General features: G+C 47.6%; 9 protein-coding genes. All 9 read right to left on the bottom strand.

Annotation, left to right across the window (positions count from 1 at the left end; all coding sequences use genetic code 11):
- Positions 1-153: 153 nt before the first annotated feature.
- The 9 genes from OQY15_RS15190 to OQY15_RS15150 are packed head-to-tail and all read right to left on the bottom strand — an operon-like array spanning position 154 to position 16,407.
- Positions 154-1,059 carry a sugar phosphate isomerase/epimerase family protein gene (locus OQY15_RS15190; RefSeq protein ID WP_265792657.1) on the bottom strand — a complete coding sequence of 302 codons (906 nt, stop codon included), beginning with the start codon at positions 1,057-1,059 and terminating at the stop codon, positions 154-156.
- A 6-nt stretch (positions 1,060-1,065) separates the two neighbouring features.
- On the bottom strand, positions 1,066-2,463 hold the full coding sequence (locus OQY15_RS15185; RefSeq protein ID WP_265792656.1) for an acetylxylan esterase: 1,398 nt from the start codon (positions 2,461-2,463) through the stop codon (positions 1,066-1,068).
- Complete coding sequence (locus OQY15_RS15180) at positions 2,460-3,596, bottom strand: sialidase family protein (protein WP_265792655.1); 1,137 nt, start codon at positions 3,594-3,596, stop codon at positions 2,460-2,462. The genes OQY15_RS15185 and OQY15_RS15180 overlap by 4 nt, the downstream gene beginning before the upstream one ends.
- A 1-nt stretch (position 3,597) precedes the next feature.
- Complete coding sequence (locus tag OQY15_RS15175) at positions 3,598-6,327, bottom strand: glycoside hydrolase family 78 protein (RefSeq protein ID WP_265792654.1); 2,730 nt, start codon at positions 6,325-6,327, stop codon at positions 3,598-3,600.
- A complete protein-coding gene (locus tag OQY15_RS15170; protein ID WP_265792653.1) occupies positions 6,324-9,128 on the bottom strand; it encodes a glycoside hydrolase family 2 TIM barrel-domain containing protein in 2,805 nt (934 codons plus the stop codon). Before OQY15_RS15170 ends, OQY15_RS15175 begins: the two co-directional genes overlap by 4 nt.
- Positions 9,129-9,132: 4 nt before the next feature.
- Complete coding sequence (locus OQY15_RS15165) at positions 9,133-10,977, bottom strand: exo-alpha-sialidase (protein ID WP_265792652.1); 1,845 nt, start codon at positions 10,975-10,977, stop codon at positions 9,133-9,135.
- Positions 10,978-10,981: 4 nt separating this feature from the next.
- Positions 10,982-11,905, bottom strand: a complete 924-nt coding sequence (locus OQY15_RS15160; protein WP_265792651.1) for a glycoside hydrolase family 43 protein — start codon at positions 11,903-11,905, stop codon at positions 10,982-10,984.
- 1 nt (position 11,906) lies between these two features.
- Positions 11,907-13,316, bottom strand: coding sequence for a glycoside hydrolase family 140 protein (locus tag OQY15_RS15155; RefSeq protein ID WP_265792650.1), 1,410 nt, complete (start codon positions 13,314-13,316; stop codon positions 11,907-11,909).
- A gap of 4 nt (positions 13,317-13,320) precedes the next feature.
- A complete protein-coding gene (locus OQY15_RS15150) occupies positions 13,321-16,407 on the bottom strand; it encodes a DUF6298 domain-containing protein (protein WP_265792649.1) in 3,087 nt (1,028 codons plus the stop codon).
- Positions 16,408-16,591 lie beyond the last annotated feature (184 nt).

Below are 16,591 nucleotides of genomic sequence, written 5' to 3'. Positions count from 1 at the left end.
AAAGCTATAGGACAAGCAAAAAAAACACAGGCTGTTGTAGCAAATCTGATTAAAAGAGGATTTACCGATGAACTTACTGCAGAGATTGCTGAAGTTGATCAGAGTTTTGTAGAAAACTTTCGCAAAGGCCTCAACCTCGAACAACAGAAATAATTACTGCTGAAACACCGATTTCAAAAACTTCGTATTCGCACCAAAATTCTCCTTCACGCTTTTCGGATTCTTGGCATCACGTGAGCGTTCAATCACCAGCCAGCCCTTCCAGCGCATCTCATCAAGCACGGTTTTAATTTTATGCATATCCAGCCTGGTGTTATCCTGTAGCCAGACGCCATCTTCATCTGTGCAGTGAATCTGGCAGATGTTCTTTCTGCCCAGAATCCGCAGTTCTGAGATCAGATCCCTGCCCTGCTTCAAAGGGTTAGAAAAATTAAAATAGATCTGTACCGCAGGAGAGCCAACATCTTTCAGCAGTCTGACTTCATCAGCAGCGGGCAGAGCTGTTTCAATCCCAATGATTACACCCGCTTTTCTTGCCATTTCTCCGGCGACCTTCAGGCGCTCCACGATCGCAGGTCTTAATTCAGGGTTTTTCACCAGATCTCCGCTAACGCCAAGAGGCAAAAAAGCAACCTTGACGTTCATGGCCTTCATCGTTGCGATACAATCGCCAATCATCTGCTGATAGGTTGGGCGCGTAGCAAAAGACTGCGCGTAAAATCCCGTCATTGCCAGCGAGCAGATCTCAATGTGGAGTGCTTTTGCTTTATCTAAAAATTCCTTCCTGATCACAGGATCGGCCAGTTTATTATCAAAGGTATCTCTGTTGCCTAAGCCTCCCATGTCCAGCTCCAGCCCGTCAGCACCGATCTCCTGGGTCAATGCTATAGCACTCAATTTTTGCCTTTTCAGGATCATCAGGTCTATCACAGCGATTTTATAACGCTGCCTGGAAACAAGCCCATTTGCCGTTGTGGCATTCGTCACATCCGGTAAAAGCGACATCCCCGCAAGTAAAGCCAGATTCTTAAAAAAACGACGTCGGTTTAAATTCTCCATAATTAATCATTTGTTGGCTGTAAATAGTTTTTCAAGCTGGTCAAAACCTTTGATTGCATTCGCAGGCAAATTCTCGCCATTTTTTCCAAAGACATATAATGCTGATGCCTCTTCTACCCTGACAGGAGATTCATCATATTGATTTTTTGCATCCTTTACCTTTGCAGTATTCAATGCAAAGTGTTCCACAAGGAAATCATAAAGTGCTTTTCGTTTGGAAAACCCGAAATCATGCCCCTCAGCGGGAAGATGTACATTTTGTATGTTGGCGGCTGCACCGTAATAGCCATATATCTTCTGCAGGTAAGCAAAATCATGTTCAGGAAAATGTGCTGTCCAGTCACTTCCATCAGAAACTACCAGCTGTGGCCTTGGCGCTGCCATTGCTGCCAGCTCGGCAGGATTTGTTCCCTTGCCGCAAGCATAGACCGGCATCCCGCTTTCACATGGGCAGCCCCCATAGAAATAAGAGGATAAGGAAACTACAGGCGCTGTTAAACGTATGCGGTCATCCAGGGCGGTCATCAGCACGGTGTGGCTGCCGCCGCCCGAGCCACCGCTGATGCCCAGCCTTGCAGGGTCAGTTTCCGGCAGGGATAGCAGGTAATCCAGTATCCTGATTCCTCCAAGAGTTTGAACAGTTTGAGCCAGGCTTTTCCTGTGATCCTCTTCTTTAAACTGAAGCAGTGATTCGCCCCAGGCAAAGAGATCATAACTGAAGGCCATGCCACCCATTCTGGCGATCATGGCACAGCGGATCTGGCAGTCGGCACGATACCGCTGCTGCTGCCAGTGCCCGTCAGGGCTGAGTACTACGGGGATTTTTCCTTTAAATTTCTGTGGTCTGTATAATGAACCGTTGATGTACAATCCCGGCATAATTTCCAGCGCGATATTCTCAATCGTGTATCCATCCATCACCCTGCGATTGCTGATGATGGGTTTAGATTTCGGCTTTGCCGGCAAGGGCGATAATTGCAAAGCCTCAAACAGCTGCGGACGTAACAAGGCTGCACGTTGCTGCCATGCAGATTTATCCGGCACTGCCGACGCAAGTTTATCCAGCTTTGCCCAGCCATCGGCTACTTCCCATCGGTAGTACTCGTAAGGTTTCAGCTTGTACAAATTTTCCTTTTCCTTATTCACTTTCAAATCCAGTGGCGTAAGCACATTGGTCAACGTTTCTGCAAGTGTTTCCCTGAATCGCCAGCCGGCATATTTTACAGTTCTGCCTTTCACCTGCTCTTCCGTAAACTTGATCTTCACGTTAAACTGGTCTTCGATGCGATGCAGCACATTGACAAGGGGCTCTGCATACTCCGTATCAGAGTTCTGGGCGAAGAGAGTGGCAGGAAAAAACAAGCAGAGCGCAATCCGGATGAATAATCTTGTGGGTTTTGTCATGGCTCTTCAGATTTAGCTTCAGCAATTACCGGGGCAACATACCCTTTCAGTGACGGCCATTGACCATTTTCTATTCTTTTAAGCTTCAACTTTGATGGATCTACCACCACATGCCTGATTTTCTGTCTGCGCCAGGTAAATACGAAGTGCAGCAGACCATCTGCGGTCTGAATTACAGCAGGATACGAGTACTGGCTGATCGGCGAATCTTCCAGGATCAGAGCGGCGTCCCATGTGTTGCCGTCTTTTGAAACGGCAACATTCAAAGGTGTCCTTGCCCCTTTTGCCAGATTCCCCGGCGGCAATACGTGATTGTAAACCAGGACATCTCTGCCATCTTTCATGCTGAGCGCATCCGTTCCTGAGTTATTGTTTGGCAGGCTGGTTTTGGTTAGTGGCGACCAGCTTTCGCCATTATCTGTGGAGTATGAGGTTACTAAAGCCCTGTTTCGGCTTCTGGCAATCAGCTGCAAGCGCCCATTGCCATGGTCAAGAATACTCGGCTGAATGGCTCCGATCTCTTTCCCTGCATCAGGGAGAGCTACTTTGCGCCATGTTTTGCCCTGATCGGCAGTTACCTCAAAATGCAGCTTCCATCCTCCTTCACCTTCAGTGCTTGAAGGACAGAACAGGTTTCCATTACTCAGTAAAACAGGTTTGTTCTTAACAGGACCGATATATCCCGGAGGTAAAGGGCGGGCTTCAGACCATGTTTTGCCATGATCGGCGGAACTGCGCATCATTCCCCACCAGGCCGAAGGTTTCGGACCAATTTTATAAAATAACAGGAGATCTCCTCTGGGTATCTGGTAAAGTACAGGGTTCCAGGTAGGCAGTCGCGGTCCTTCAGCCTGAATACCATTGGCCACACTATAAGGGGCAGACCATTTCCCATCCATCTGTCTGCTCACATAGATCTCCACATCGGGATTCCGCTCTTTTGTGCCTCCAAAAAAGGCCACGACAAGTCCGCCCGGTGTTTCGGCGATAGTTGCAGAATGGCAGGATGGAAAAGCTGCTGTATCATAAATAAACTCTTCCCTGAGCATTCCCTTCTGCCACTTTTTCACCTGAGCTATGGCGCCAGAGGCCAGCAGGAACAGGAGTATTGTAAAAACTGATCTTTTCATCATTCTAATTCAGCATAAAATTGTAATCACCTGAGCCCAGTTCCAGAAGGGCATTTTCTCCTTCCATTTTAATGAAACGTAAGCCATCGGCATCCTTTATCTTTTTATCACTCTCTACAAGCCGGTCAATATCTTTTACAGGGATGTAAACCCTTGCAGTAGTGTTTGGCGGCAAGCTGATCTGCCATGCCAAACTGCCCTTAACTTTCTTCCAGTGGCTTTCCACAGTCCCGTAGGCCGATTGGTAGCTGGCATCCACATGCGATAATCCCTCTACAAAATCAGGTTTAAAAATCAATTCCTTAAATCCCGGCGCTGCAGCTTTGATTCCTGCCAGGTTTTCGTAATACCAGATCAGCAGGTCGCCCAGCAGCATCACGTGGTTTTGCGAGTTCATTCCCGGGTCTGCGGTATTCCCGTTCCAGAGTTCCCAGATTGTAGTCGCACCATTGTCGACCATATATCCCCATGAGGGATATGTACGGTTGGTAGCGAGCCTGTAGGCCAGATCAGGGCGACCGTTGGATGAAAGCCCCCGCATCAGCCATTGTGTACCAATTACACCAGTGCTGATGTGGCTTTTGTTATCAATTTCGATTTTATCCGTCAGGTTCTTGAACACCTGAGGCCTGTCCTGCTCAGGCACCAGTCCGAAGCTGAGTGGCAGCAGGTTCGCTGTAACACTGTTATTGCTGTACTGCAGTGATGTCTGATCGAGAAACTTCTGGTTGAAAGCTGTTTTTATCTTTTCGGCAAGCTGATCAAATTCCGCAGCCTCAGCATCGAGCTTTTGGAGCAACGCAAATTTGTGCATCAGCATCAACAAGCGGTAATAGGTAGCGGTGGCCAGCAAGAGCCCATCTGTTTTACGCTGTGGATCTTTAGAAAAAATCATCTCCTTAGCTTCCGGCGGCACACACCAGTCGCCATACTTATCTTTTGTCAGCAAGCCATCTTGCATGTACCGTCCCTCCATATAATGCATCCACTTCTTCATGGAGGGATAATGTTTAATGACAGGTCGTAAATCTCCGTATTGCTGCCAGATCATGTCTGCTACAGTGAAGTAGGTTGCGGGCCAGGTGACGTTATCGCTGTAGTAGCGCCAGAAAGCTGGAGCCACATCAGGGATGCTGCCATCCCGTTTTTGCGACTGCTGGATATCATCAAGCCATTTGGTATACAACCTTCCGTTGTCGAACAGGAAGCTCTCACCATAGGCACCTGTAGTACGATCACCCAACCATGGCTGACGCTCATTGCGCTGAGGGCAGTCGACCGGCATTCCTTTATAATTACCTCTGATGCCCCAATATGCATTTTTGTAAATACTGTTTAACGTTTCATTGGAGGAACTGAACTGCCCGGAAGTTTGCATGTCATCATATACTACCCGTCCTTCGAAATCGCTGAGCTTCGGTTTACCCGGATAACCACTGATCTCCACGTAGCGAAAACCGTGATATACAAAAGAGGGTTCCCAGGACTCCCTGCCCTGCCCCTTCAGCGTGTAAATATCTAAAGATTTAGCATCGCGGAGATTGCGGACGAACAGTTCCCCGCTTGTCTGCAGTGTCTCTGCAAAGCGCAGTCTTACAGCCTGTCCGCGTTTACCCATCACAGACATCCTGATCCAGCCGGCCATATTCTGTCCCATATCCAGGATATATACTCCGGGTTTGAGTAAGCTGATGGAAAGCGGCCTGATCGTCTCCATCACCTTCATATTTTCATTCATTTGCGCTACGGGCATGCCTGCAGCTTCCTGTACGAATTGTGCTTTCTGCCAGTTGCGGGCAGTAAAGCCCGGTTCGGCCCAGCCTGGCATCTCCCGTGTGGCATCGTATTCTTCGCCGTCATATTCATTATTCGTACGGATGGGCCCTGCGGCGGTCATTTTCCAGCTGTCATCTGTACTGATCACTTCTTTTGTTCCGTCGGTATATTCCAGATCCAGGTTCATCAGCATTTTAGGGTAGCCAAAGGTTTTGATCTTATACGGTTTATAGGCCTGCCGCATCGTATAAAAGCGGCCGTTTCCCAATATCGTTCCTATAGCGTTAGTACCATTTCTGAGTTGAGCAGTAACATCGAAGGTATTGTACATCACCGTCTGGTTGTAATCTGTCGGACCAGGAGCAAGCACCTGGTCGCCTATTTTTTTTCCATTGATATAGAGCTCGTATAAGCCAAGTCCGATGATATACACCGTGGCAGATTTCAGCTGTTTTGCGGCTTTAAATTCCTTACGGAAATAACGAGCCGACAATCTGGAGAACTGCGTCTCAGCATCCCCTTCGGCAGGGTGATCCATACCTATCCAGCGACCTTTCCAGTCGGCACCACTTAGTAAACCCATGGTCCAGAAAGCCGGTGCAGACCATTCGCTCTCCCCCTTGTTTGTCCATACCTTCACTTTCCAGTAACACCGGTTTCTGCTATGCAAAACTGAACCACCATAGGCCACATTTACAGACGCTGCAGAACGCGTTTTTCCTGAATCCCAGAGATCACCAGTATTTTCTGCCAGCTTTTCTGCGGATGAGGCCACCAGTATATGATAAGCTGTCTGCAGGGTACCTCTCGCATTGGAATTGATCTTCCAGCCGAGCGCAGGCTTCAGCATATCAATGCCCAGCGGGTTCACTCTTGTTTCGCAACGCGGAGCGCTTACCTGCACCTGGGCATAGGCAGAAAGATTGATCAGTAGTGTAAACAGCAGATATCTTATCATTTCTCAGTGCCTAAAAAATCAAAATACAATACCAGATGTTTGGCCCTCATAGGATCTTTTTCATAATCATAGAAGATATTCTTCATGCCCATGGGGCCGGTAGTTTCAGGTTTCTGTGTTTTGGTGCCGATGCCGGATATGGCCTGCATAAACGAAATATCCCCGGAAGGGAAGGTCGGCTGCAGGTTGTCATACTGGTCGTCAGATTTTTTTGGCGTGAATAACCTGAAGAACATATCCTCCTGATCGGTCACTACCGTGAAAGGCTGCCCCGTAGTCTGGAATGTTAGCCAGTACATATTGGAATGGTACCCTTTAAATTCCGGATAGGTAAAGGGGTATTCGCCCGTTGCGGCATCATTATACGTCTTGTTCCAGACACCGAAAAGATTTCCTTTCATACGATTTTTCCAGACCCGGTTGGGTCCGTTACCCATATAAGTTACGGCTTTCAGTTGTTTTTCAGGGAAAGAAAAGTTGATGCCTGCAAAGTTGGTAAAGTAGGCACCAGGGAAATAAACCACTTCCAATTTCAGCCATCCTGAAGGGTAAATTGTCCATTGCAATGTATTGTAGGCATTTTTTTTATCAAATTTCGAAGAGATGATCACCTTATCCCCTTCCCTGCGGGAACTGAAATACCGGAAGTTATTGAGCCCTTCCTGTAATACCGGACCATTGCTGAGCGGAATATTTCCTTTGCCATTGCTGACTTTTTCCAGCGTCCCTGAATCCCTGCGGATAGATAGCCGAAGATTCTTTACTGCTATTTCAAAACGCTGATCATTTTCTGTGATTTCCACCTTTCCCTCAGCTTTATCAGAAACCAGCAGGGAAGCAATTTCGGTGGGCCGTTTTACGGGGAAGCTCCAGGTAAACAATTCCCTGTTATCAGGTCCTTTGATTTTAAGGTACAGCACATCATAGGAATTCCAGTCCTTTGGCAGTGGGAGCTGTAGTTTTCCCTTTGCCAGCGGCAAAATATCCGGTGCAGCTGCCAGGCCGGAATCAGCTCTCAGCACCACATCGTCCCTGTTTTTGAATTTCTCCAGCTTCCAGCTGAAAGTACAGTTTTTGAGGTTGGTAAATGCAAAGCGGTTTTCGAGATCGAAAGTGCCGTCAAAATCATGGCTGAGCTCACGGTGTTCAACAAAAACGGGACTCCAGATTTCTTTGATGGCGTAGAAACTGCCTTCTTTTTCATGGTATGGGCCAACAATCCCATCTGCTCCATGGTTGCCATCAGTATCGATCCTGTTCTGCTGGTCTGTGCGTACAACTCCCTGATCGGCGAAATCCCAGAGGAAACCTCCTGCCGATAGCGGGTTTGCCCACATGGCTTTCCAGTAATCTTCGAGTCCGGCAGCATGTCCGCCATCAAACAGTCCGTGCAGAAATTCTGTAGGCATGGTTATGCTGTGCCCGTGATCGTAGTTCCCGATACCATAGTTATACTCACGGTAATGCTGCGTATCAAAGCCCCCAAAATCCATCCATGGATGAATCACCGGCCTGCGCTGCAGATCCTGCTGTGCAAATAAAGTGTCCAATTCCAGGTTATGACCGCCCTCATTTCCGTTCGACCAGAAAATGATGGAGGGGTGATTTTCATCATGTGCGATCATTTCAGGAAGCAGTTTTGATCCTGTTGGGGTATCATACTTGCCATGCCATCCACAGAGCTCGTCCATGACATACAATCCCAGGGAGTCACAAACATCCAGGAAGTGTGCATCCGGCGGGTAGTGTGACATGCGGACTGCATTCATGTTCATATCTTTCATCAGGAGCACATCAGCGACTGAGATTTTTTTACTGGTTGTCCTGCCGGAGCTGGGCCAGAAAGAATGCCTGTTTACACCCTTGAATTTGATTTTTGCACCATTCACATACAGGCCGTCCCGCTGTTTGACCACAATACTGCGGAAGCCTATTTTTTGGCTCAGGGTATGCAGCAACCTGCCCTTATTGTAAATGCTGATTACTGCCCTGTAAAGTACAGGGCTCTCTGAAGACCATTGTTTGATGGCTGTGTATTGCGTTTGAAACAGCACTTCTCCGGCATCAGCCGGGAGTTCCTTTTTGAAAGTTGTACCTATTTGTGCACCATCAGCGGAATAGAGATCAACAAGCAGCTGGTCCGCTTTGCCTCTGATATTTAGCCGTCCTTTTAAAGTGCCATCCGCTTTGGCATCGAGCGCCACCCTTTCTATATGTTCAAGCGGCAATGCTTCCAGAAATACCGGTCTGAAAATACCACCAAATAACCAGAAGTCGGCTTTTCTTTCCGCAGCGTTTACAGAAGGATTGTCGGAATGCTTGGCAACGGTAACTTCCAGCAGATTCTTTTTTCCCTCGAGCAGTAAAGGGGTAATATCATACTTAAAAACATAAAATGAGCCCTGATGAACGGCGCCGGCAGATTTACCATTGACCTTCACTTCTGTATCCGTCATCGAGCCCTCAAACACCAGGTTGATCTTTTTCCCTTTCCATGCTGCAGGCAGCTGGAAAGTATGCTTGTACAGTCCTTTTTCTTTACCGCGCAGGCTGTCTGGCCTGAAGCCATAATCATATTTGCCAAAGCCCTGTAATTCCCAGTTTGAGGGAACGGCAATTTTTGTCCATTTACCAGAATTTCGTCCGGCAGTACAAAAGAAGTCCCACTTGACGGTATGATCATTTCCTGTTCCCGAAAGATATAGCTTTTGCGTCTCCTGCGTCCTCTGTGTTTGTGCATAGCCAAACCGCAATCCGGGTATAAAAATGCAAAGTATCAGGTAGAATATAAATCTGCTCATCGTCTTAAAAAGATTGGGTTTTAAATGATTCTATACGATATACTGCTTCCGGATCAGCGGCTCCGGCATCCTTCTGATCAAAATTCTGATCTGTGGCCGTATCTGCATCAGGGAAACGGCGTACCCCGCCAGTCCTGAATGTTACCCTTGCGATCTCTGCCACTGGTGCAAAAAAGATTTTAGTTCCTTTTTTTTCTCCGTTAACAGTGACATCATAGGAACGGGAAGCGGTGTTCAATTCCAGTTTTATGGTATATTGTTTATCCTTCTCATATTTGCTTATTCCGGAATACCGGTATCCGGCTTTGGTTTTTAGCAAGCTGTCCGCATCAAAGACCAGTCGCACTGCGGCCTGTCCTTTTGCATCTGTAAACTCGATATGCAGCTGCCCTTTATCTGATTGTGCAGGGATGATGGTAAACTCCACAGCTAAATGTTTTCCCGCGGGAATCACCCTTTCAGCTTTAGCATAGTCAAACCTGTCGCGGTCGCGCAGCACCAGTGCTTTTTTACCTGCATGATTTTCTATTTGTGCCGAAGCCCAAAGGGGACTGAAAAGGTTCCAGTATCTCAGTTCCGTTCCGGCTTTCATCTCTGCAAATACTTCGTTTATGGGTTCCCTCACTTCTGCTATCACCGGCGTAGGTATCGAAGCGAGCCAGATATCCTCTTTGTTCATACTGTAGGTTACCCACATATTCCCATCTCCGGGATCTCCATCTCCTTCCTGTATACCACGGACATACTGGGGGCCGTACGACTTAAAGTTCCCGCCATACCTCATGGTAGTGATCTCGCCGTTTACCAGCAGCAGGTCTTTGAAATTCAACCCGTCATCACTGGTAGAAACTGCCAGCGGCCAGCGAAATTCAGAGGGATTGTATACAGTGGCATATCTGCCATCAGGCATTTTCTGGCCCCATATCTTCGCATTGCTATTCACGAAACCAGGTGCCCGGAGGGGGTTAAAAACCCAGGTTTTGCCGTTGTCCTTACTTACAGAAGTGAGTGCATTTTTCCACAGGCCCACTACCCTTCCGTCCGTCAGATGGTAAAAACTAAAGGCTTTTATCGGTCTTTTCAGTGGGATGAGCGGATCATTGCGGTCGGCCTCCTCCACCCATTGCTGCATCATCAGCGGCTGGCCAAGAAGTTCGTTGCATGCAGCAACAAAGCCTTTATCTTTGCTGCTGGTATAAAATGGAAAAGCAGATTTGAATTTATCCCAGGAGGCATTGTTCCGGATAAAATAGATGGGTCCATATTTTCCGTTGGTGTATACTTCCCTGACTACCCTGCCGATGCCATTGCCATCATTGGGGTCGTCTTTTGCATCGAGGGCTACACCGTAATAGGCAAGCGCCAGCAGTCGTTTGTTTTTGGTGGTATAAAACCCGATGCGCTGATGCATCACGGCATAGAGATCTTTAGCTACTCCCGGATAATCCTTTTTTCTGAAACCGTCAGGCACTTTATATTCCGGGAAGATCGTTTCGGGGGCTGACCAGTGATAGCCATCTTTGGAGGTCATCATCAGCGTTTTCCCCGGCGGAATATGCTCACCAACAGGATTGCTGAGAAATTCCAGGTAAAAAGTCTTGTTCCAGTAGGCCAGCATGGGCGCATGGTTATAGGTCCAGTTATGACCGCCCGCCAGTTCAGGATATTCCCTGTTGGCACGAAAGGCCTGGATATTATGTACACCTATGGCCATGTTTAACTGTCCATGGTGATAATCGACATTGGAGAGTGTGCTGCCGGTATAACGAACGGTATCCTGCGCAAAGACAGCGTTTTGCAACAGAGCGGCACATGCCACCAGCACGATATGGAATATTCGTTTTTGCATCCTGTTATTGTCTGACATTTTTTATGCTTAATGCTTCCTGTTGTAATCCTTTGAGGATACTTTTGGAAGATTTAAATATTGTTCCGTGTTTATGTCCTGCCGGGACATCTATTTCTGAAGAGATATCGCTGAAGGATTTAAAGTCAGCGGTACGGTATGCCGCATATCGTTTTTCGCCATAGGCATCATAATAAATCAGCCAGTTTTTACCAACCTTTACTACCGAAGGACCTTCTGTCAGCTTGCCGCTAAAAGGTGCTGAGATGTTTGTATACGGACCTGTTAAATCTGTGCTGAAGCCCACTTTCAGATTTCTGTTTGCCCGGGTGTTATCTTTTAGTACCAAAACATAGTCGGCCTCATCTTTTACGATCACCGCATCGATCACACTAAATCCCGGATCCAGGAACAGTTTAGCCTTAGAAAAATGTTCAAAATCTTTTGTGAGCGTGTAATACATGCGGTGGTTGTTCTTTTCCTCTTCAGTGCCTCTGGGAAAACGGTTTGGGATGGTTGATGCCCAGATGATGATAAACTGTTTTTCGCTGTCATCATAGAAAATCTCCGGTGCCCAGACATTTACTGTCTCCGGCTCATGTTCCATCACGTTGATCATTTTTTGTGGCGACCAGTGCAGGAGATCTTTTGAAGAGGCATAGGCAAAACCTTTGTCGCCCTTCCAGCTGGAAGTCCACACCAGATGATAAACACCATCCGGCCCCTGCGCTATAGAAGGGTCACGCATGACCTTTTGTGCACCCGCTTCAGGTTTCAGATAGGTATGTCCCAGGTCTTTCCACTTGTAACCGTCAGTGCTGTACAGAAAGCGGAGACCTTCATTTGCAGGCTCATGAAAAGAAGTGAACAGGTAAACCTGCTTAGCGCATGAAGAACAGCAAAACACCAATATGAACAGCAGATACTTCATCTTAAACCTTGTCTAAAATCAGTACCCAGTCGTTGCCGTTTTTTCTTTCACCCGGAGGATCAAATTTTGCTGCTCCGGTGTTGGCAATCTCGCCGAAGAAATCTGTTTTACCTGTACGGGGATCAAACCATGAAGCTTTTACCTTTCCTCCGGGAATTTTGCCCATATTGAGCGAGAAATCCCTGCCGGTATAGGTATAAGCCATGATATAATCCTTTCCCCGTGTGGCCAGGATCCTGTCGTATTTTTCAGCCTGCTGATCGCTGACCAGCGTCTGATCTGGCACCCTGTCGAAATAAGAACGCGAAAGCATCAGGTTTTTGAGGTGCTGCATCTGCGATGCTCCGGGGGCATTGATTGCTGATGTCCAGAGTTCATCAGATCCGTAAGCCGTTTCCTTATCTTCTTTCCTGTGCATTTGCATCACAGAATTTTGCCCGTATGTATAACCAAAGGCACCTGCAAAAACCGACCAGTAGCCATATCTTCTGACATCAGCATCTGTCCAGCGCGGTTGCCTGATATCATGCAGTCCCTGCGGGATCCCTTCATATGAAGGCTCTGCATCAATTGTTGGTTTGGTGGGTTTCAGCTGATAATCTGCGGCAATATATTTCCAGTTATCTTCTCCGTAATGCAGGGTCTCTTTTCTGGAGGTGTCCTGCTCATAGCGCTGATGACCCGATTGTACCATATTGAAATCTAACCATGGTTCAGCATGAAACCAGAGTGACGACTGCGATCTGCCCCTTGGATGAAAGGTGATGAGGTGATGAGGATCGTTGGCCCGGAGCGTCTGCCCGATGTTCTGCCACACTTTCAGAGAATCGCTGCCTTTGATATCGCCCCCATTCATCCAGATGATATTGGTCTTGTCCCGGTATCGTTTTGCGAGAAATTCTGCATAACTTCTGGCCTGATCAGGGCTGACCTTTCCACTTTTGACGGGTGAGCCCCAAACAGGTACCAAAGCCATATATAAGCCCTTCTTCCCGGCCAGATCCACCATGTAATCGAGATGATCCCAGTAGTCATATTGCAGAGAATCTGTTGAAAGATTTCCTTTGGTAGTGTCGGGCTTGCTGATGTCTTCTCCGATCATAGCACGCCTGCCATAAATATTTTTTTCGGGGATCGTATGGAGCACCATCACCTGTATCACATTGAAACCTTTTTTACGGCGGTCTTCCAGATATTGATCCGCTTCATTACGATCAAGCTTATTCAGCAACAGCCAGCCTGTATCGCCCAGCCAGAAGAATGGCTTGCCATCAGCAGTCATCAGGTACCTTTTGTTTTCAGATAATCTGAGTGCCTGCATCCCCTCCGGCGATTTCTTCTCCGGCTGACAAGCAAGTATACCTATTGTAAAAAAGAGGGCTGATAATAACTTAAACCTGTGTTTGTTCATAAACTTAGTTTTTTGAGATCCATATGACCTGGTCGAGCTTTGATTGATTCTGATAGTTAAAATTTCCTTTGATGCGGCTTTCTTTTTTCTCTATACTGCCTGTTGCAGGGTTAATTGTTCTGACGCGGTAATTCCCGGCAGGAAGATCCAGCGTGGCTGATTTGCCGGACAGGAGATAGATCAGGTAAGATTTTCCTTTACTTTCTAGCATATATTGCGATGCTGCGGGCAGCATCCCGGCTACATCAGTATTGAATTGGGTATTGGCAATCTCCGGAATACCGGCGAGGGATCCTCCGGCCATCAGGGCCGCCCATCCCTGATGATCAAAATTATCAGCAGAGTAACTTACAGCCTTACCCGGAAACTTCTGGCGGTATTCCAGTACAGCACGGTATACTTGCTCAAATGATGTTTTCTTTGGCTTAAACAACCGTGCCTGCTGCCTTGGAGCAAGGCTTTGTCCTCCGGGAGGCGCATAGGCTTTACCATCCGCCTGGTAGTGCCAGTAACGGATGTCAATCATATCTACCACTGCTGCCCGTTCAGGATCTGCAAGGATAGCATCCTGCACATCTTTAGTGGTACTTAAGGCAATCAGTGCTTTTTTACCTGTTTCCTTTTCCCAGTTCCTGATGGTATCGATCCAGAACTGCACAAAGTGCAGGGGGCCGGTAAACTCAGCACCGATAAACTGGATGACACCGGAATTATCCTTAAAATTATCGAGACACTCCCGGATATAAGCTTCATGAATTCTTCGGCGTACGGGATTGCTGATATCATAAAACTGCTCAGCCATGAAGATCCTTTTGTCGCCGGCATAAGGTACCGGTTCAGGGAATCCTGTATCGTTGATATTGTTGGCTGTTCTCCAGGGGAAATCGGCATAATGTGCACCAGCTTCGATGATGTTGTGCTGAAAATAGTTTTGATGGAGCAACAACAGTCCTTTATGATCGGCCAGGTCGGCAAACTGTTTTAACCTTGCCCAGTACCATTGATTGTATTTGGTAAGGTCGTATTTACTGAGTCCGTCATAGGCTGTTCCCTGTCCGCTTCTTGCAAAAGGGAGTTCGTAAAAGGGCGGCCATACATCCCCATCCATTCTTCTTACGCGCTCGTGGTCATCCCGGCGGCGTTCGTACCATAAGGCGTAATTGTGGTCTATAGCCACCGTATGATCCGCTTTCATGCTATCCGTCACGGCATCCAAATCATCAGTAAGACCTTTACCGGTTTGTCCTGGTACAAAACGGGTAATATGTGCTCTCATCCCTTTCAAAGCATATGGACGGGCACTTCCTGTCCACCATTGCACGTCCTGTCTTCCTCCTGATACTAATGCGGCACCGCGTACCAGCCAGCCATTGCTGACCGTCATTTTTGGGGCCATTGAAACAGGACTGATGTTCTTCAGACCAATCTGGTCAATCGTTTTTATGCCTTTGTCATTTACAGGGATGGCTGTTCTTGATGCTGCCTGATCAATAAAATCTTCTAATGTTTGTGCTGGCTTAATCGCCAGTTTTGTCAGCTCCGCAGCTGTTTCTGCCGAGGGACTGCTGGATGCTTCTGTAGGGACAGGCATCAGAAAAACCGGAGGGATGTTTCCCAGCCTGTCCTGCAGCTGTGCATAGTACAGGCTTCGCGGTTTGATCTGTTCATTTGAGCTGTCCCAGTATCCGTCGCCGGCAAACTGTGCCCAGCTGCCGAAAGACCAGTTCTGTGCACCCGGTGGCTGATAACAGTCTATCCTCGCTGCTGAACATTGCCAGAAAACACTATTTGCAGCAGCCCAGCCAGCCCCCATACCATCCTGTCCGCGGTTCATGAAAGATAATGCCGCCTGTCCGTCAATATTGACAATATCAAATAATACACCTGATGCCCAACTGTCTGTTGCTCCGCTAAAGCTAAAGGGCATGTAGGCTTTGCATTCTACGAAAGCGTTGGGTCCTGCAGCACAAAAACCGGTAGAAAAATCATGGTATCCATAGGCAGAATAGAGGCGCTGAAATAAGGTTTGCTGTCCGCTTGTGATAAAGGTATTTCGTCTTTGTCCTCCCCTTTCTGAGACAGGATCCAACGATTTACAATCTTCGACGGTAATCCTTGCGGCCGTTGCAAGCACTGCGACAGCGGAGCCTGCAAAATGTTTGAAATTCAGCTGCCTGACCCAGGCATCTCTGGCGTTTTCTATCGTGATGGCCATCCAGCGATGTGCTTCATCTTTTGGATTGGCGGTATCATAAGTTGATGCGAGCTCCAGGTTTTCAATTCCTGTGTTTACAATACGACCCTTCCAGTGGTAAGCAGATACATATCCGGCTCCGTAATTACTGTCCAGGGCGGTGGTCAGGGGAACATCAAGAATGATCTGTGATCCTTTGATCTCTTTGATCGTTCTGTCCCAAAAGATATCGCGTGTACCTGCTTTCCATCCCAGGGCGGTAATTCCTCCGCCGAAATGTTCAGCACCGATTTCTTTGATCCAACCCGCGGTAGAGGGTCGGCGAACGGTGACCTGATCACCCACTTTAAACTTTGAAACATCCGGGATAGTCAAAGCAGCAGCGCCTACCCTCACATATGGGTCATCAATCTTTTGTTCCTGGTCCTGAATTTTGTTATTCCTGCCGGCAATCCTGATCAGTGTTTCACGGCTTGTTCCTGTTCCCAAAATCAAGGTACCCCCAGCTCCTGTACCGGATCCCCGCAGCACTACCCCCGACGCAGATAGGTGTAGTGTTCCGCTGATCTCATAACGTCCTTTCTGCAGTAATACCGCCCCACGCAAACCATCCTTTGTAAGAGGCAGCGAAGCCACATAGTCGAGTGCCGACTGTACTGCGTTGGTTGCATCTCCGGATCTCAGCGGCACCACAACCTTAACAAGGGCATTAGGAATAGGTGCCTCAGCTGCCTTGTATCCGCAGTAAGAAAAATCCGGTATCCTGTTGCCTTTTGCATCAGCTGTATAAGCGAGCCTGCCATCCTTCTCCAGATAAACCGGAGCTTTGGGCAGTACTTTTTTTTGCGCTATGGCCGGAGCACCCGCAATGACAGCGAGCATGGATATCAGGGCCATCCGTTTTACGGGGAGGAAAGTGATGTATTGGGAAAGATATCTCAACAAAACGTTCTGTTCTAAATTTATACTGGTTAACTGATACTAAAATACTTGTTTAGATCAGCAATCTGAATGTTTGTCATTTATGTTACAAGGCTGTCTGTCTACGTGGCTTAAACTGAAATAAAGGGGACACCGTGTC

This window comes from Pedobacter sp. MC2016-15, from assembly GCF_026239695.1.
Lineage (GTDB): Bacteria > Bacteroidota > Bacteroidia > Sphingobacteriales > Sphingobacteriaceae > Pedobacter.
This window is presented reverse-complemented; position numbering and strand designations above follow the sequence as displayed.

What these genes read in the sequence shown, in the direction of transcription:
- OQY15_RS15190 (WP_265792657.1), bottom strand. Translation starts at nt 1,059, where the DNA reads ATGGAGAATTTAAACCGACGTCGTTTTTTTAAGAATCTGGCTTTACTT.
- OQY15_RS15185 (WP_265792656.1), bottom strand. Translation starts at nt 2,463, where the DNA reads ATGACAAAACCCACAAGATTATTCATCCGGATTGCGCTCTGCTTGTTT.
- OQY15_RS15180 (WP_265792655.1), bottom strand. Translation starts at nt 3,596, where the DNA reads ATGATGAAAAGATCAGTTTTTACAATACTCCTGTTCCTGCTGGCCTCT.
- OQY15_RS15175 (WP_265792654.1), bottom strand. Translation starts at nt 6,327, where the DNA reads ATGATAAGATATCTGCTGTTTACACTACTGATCAATCTTTCTGCCTAT.
- OQY15_RS15170 (WP_265792653.1), bottom strand. Translation starts at nt 9,128, where the DNA reads ATGAGCAGATTTATATTCTACCTGATACTTTGCATTTTTATACCCGGA.
- OQY15_RS15165 (WP_265792652.1), bottom strand. Translation starts at nt 10,977, where the DNA reads ATGCAAAAACGAATATTCCATATCGTGCTGGTGGCATGTGCCGCTCTG.
- OQY15_RS15160 (WP_265792651.1), bottom strand. Translation starts at nt 11,905, where the DNA reads ATGAAGTATCTGCTGTTCATATTGGTGTTTTGCTGTTCTTCATGCGCT.
- OQY15_RS15155 (WP_265792650.1), bottom strand. Translation starts at nt 13,316, where the DNA reads ATGAACAAACACAGGTTTAAGTTATTATCAGCCCTCTTTTTTACAATA.
- OQY15_RS15150 (WP_265792649.1), bottom strand. Translation starts at nt 16,407, where the DNA reads ATGGCCCTGATATCCATGCTCGCTGTCATTGCGGGTGCTCCGGCCATA.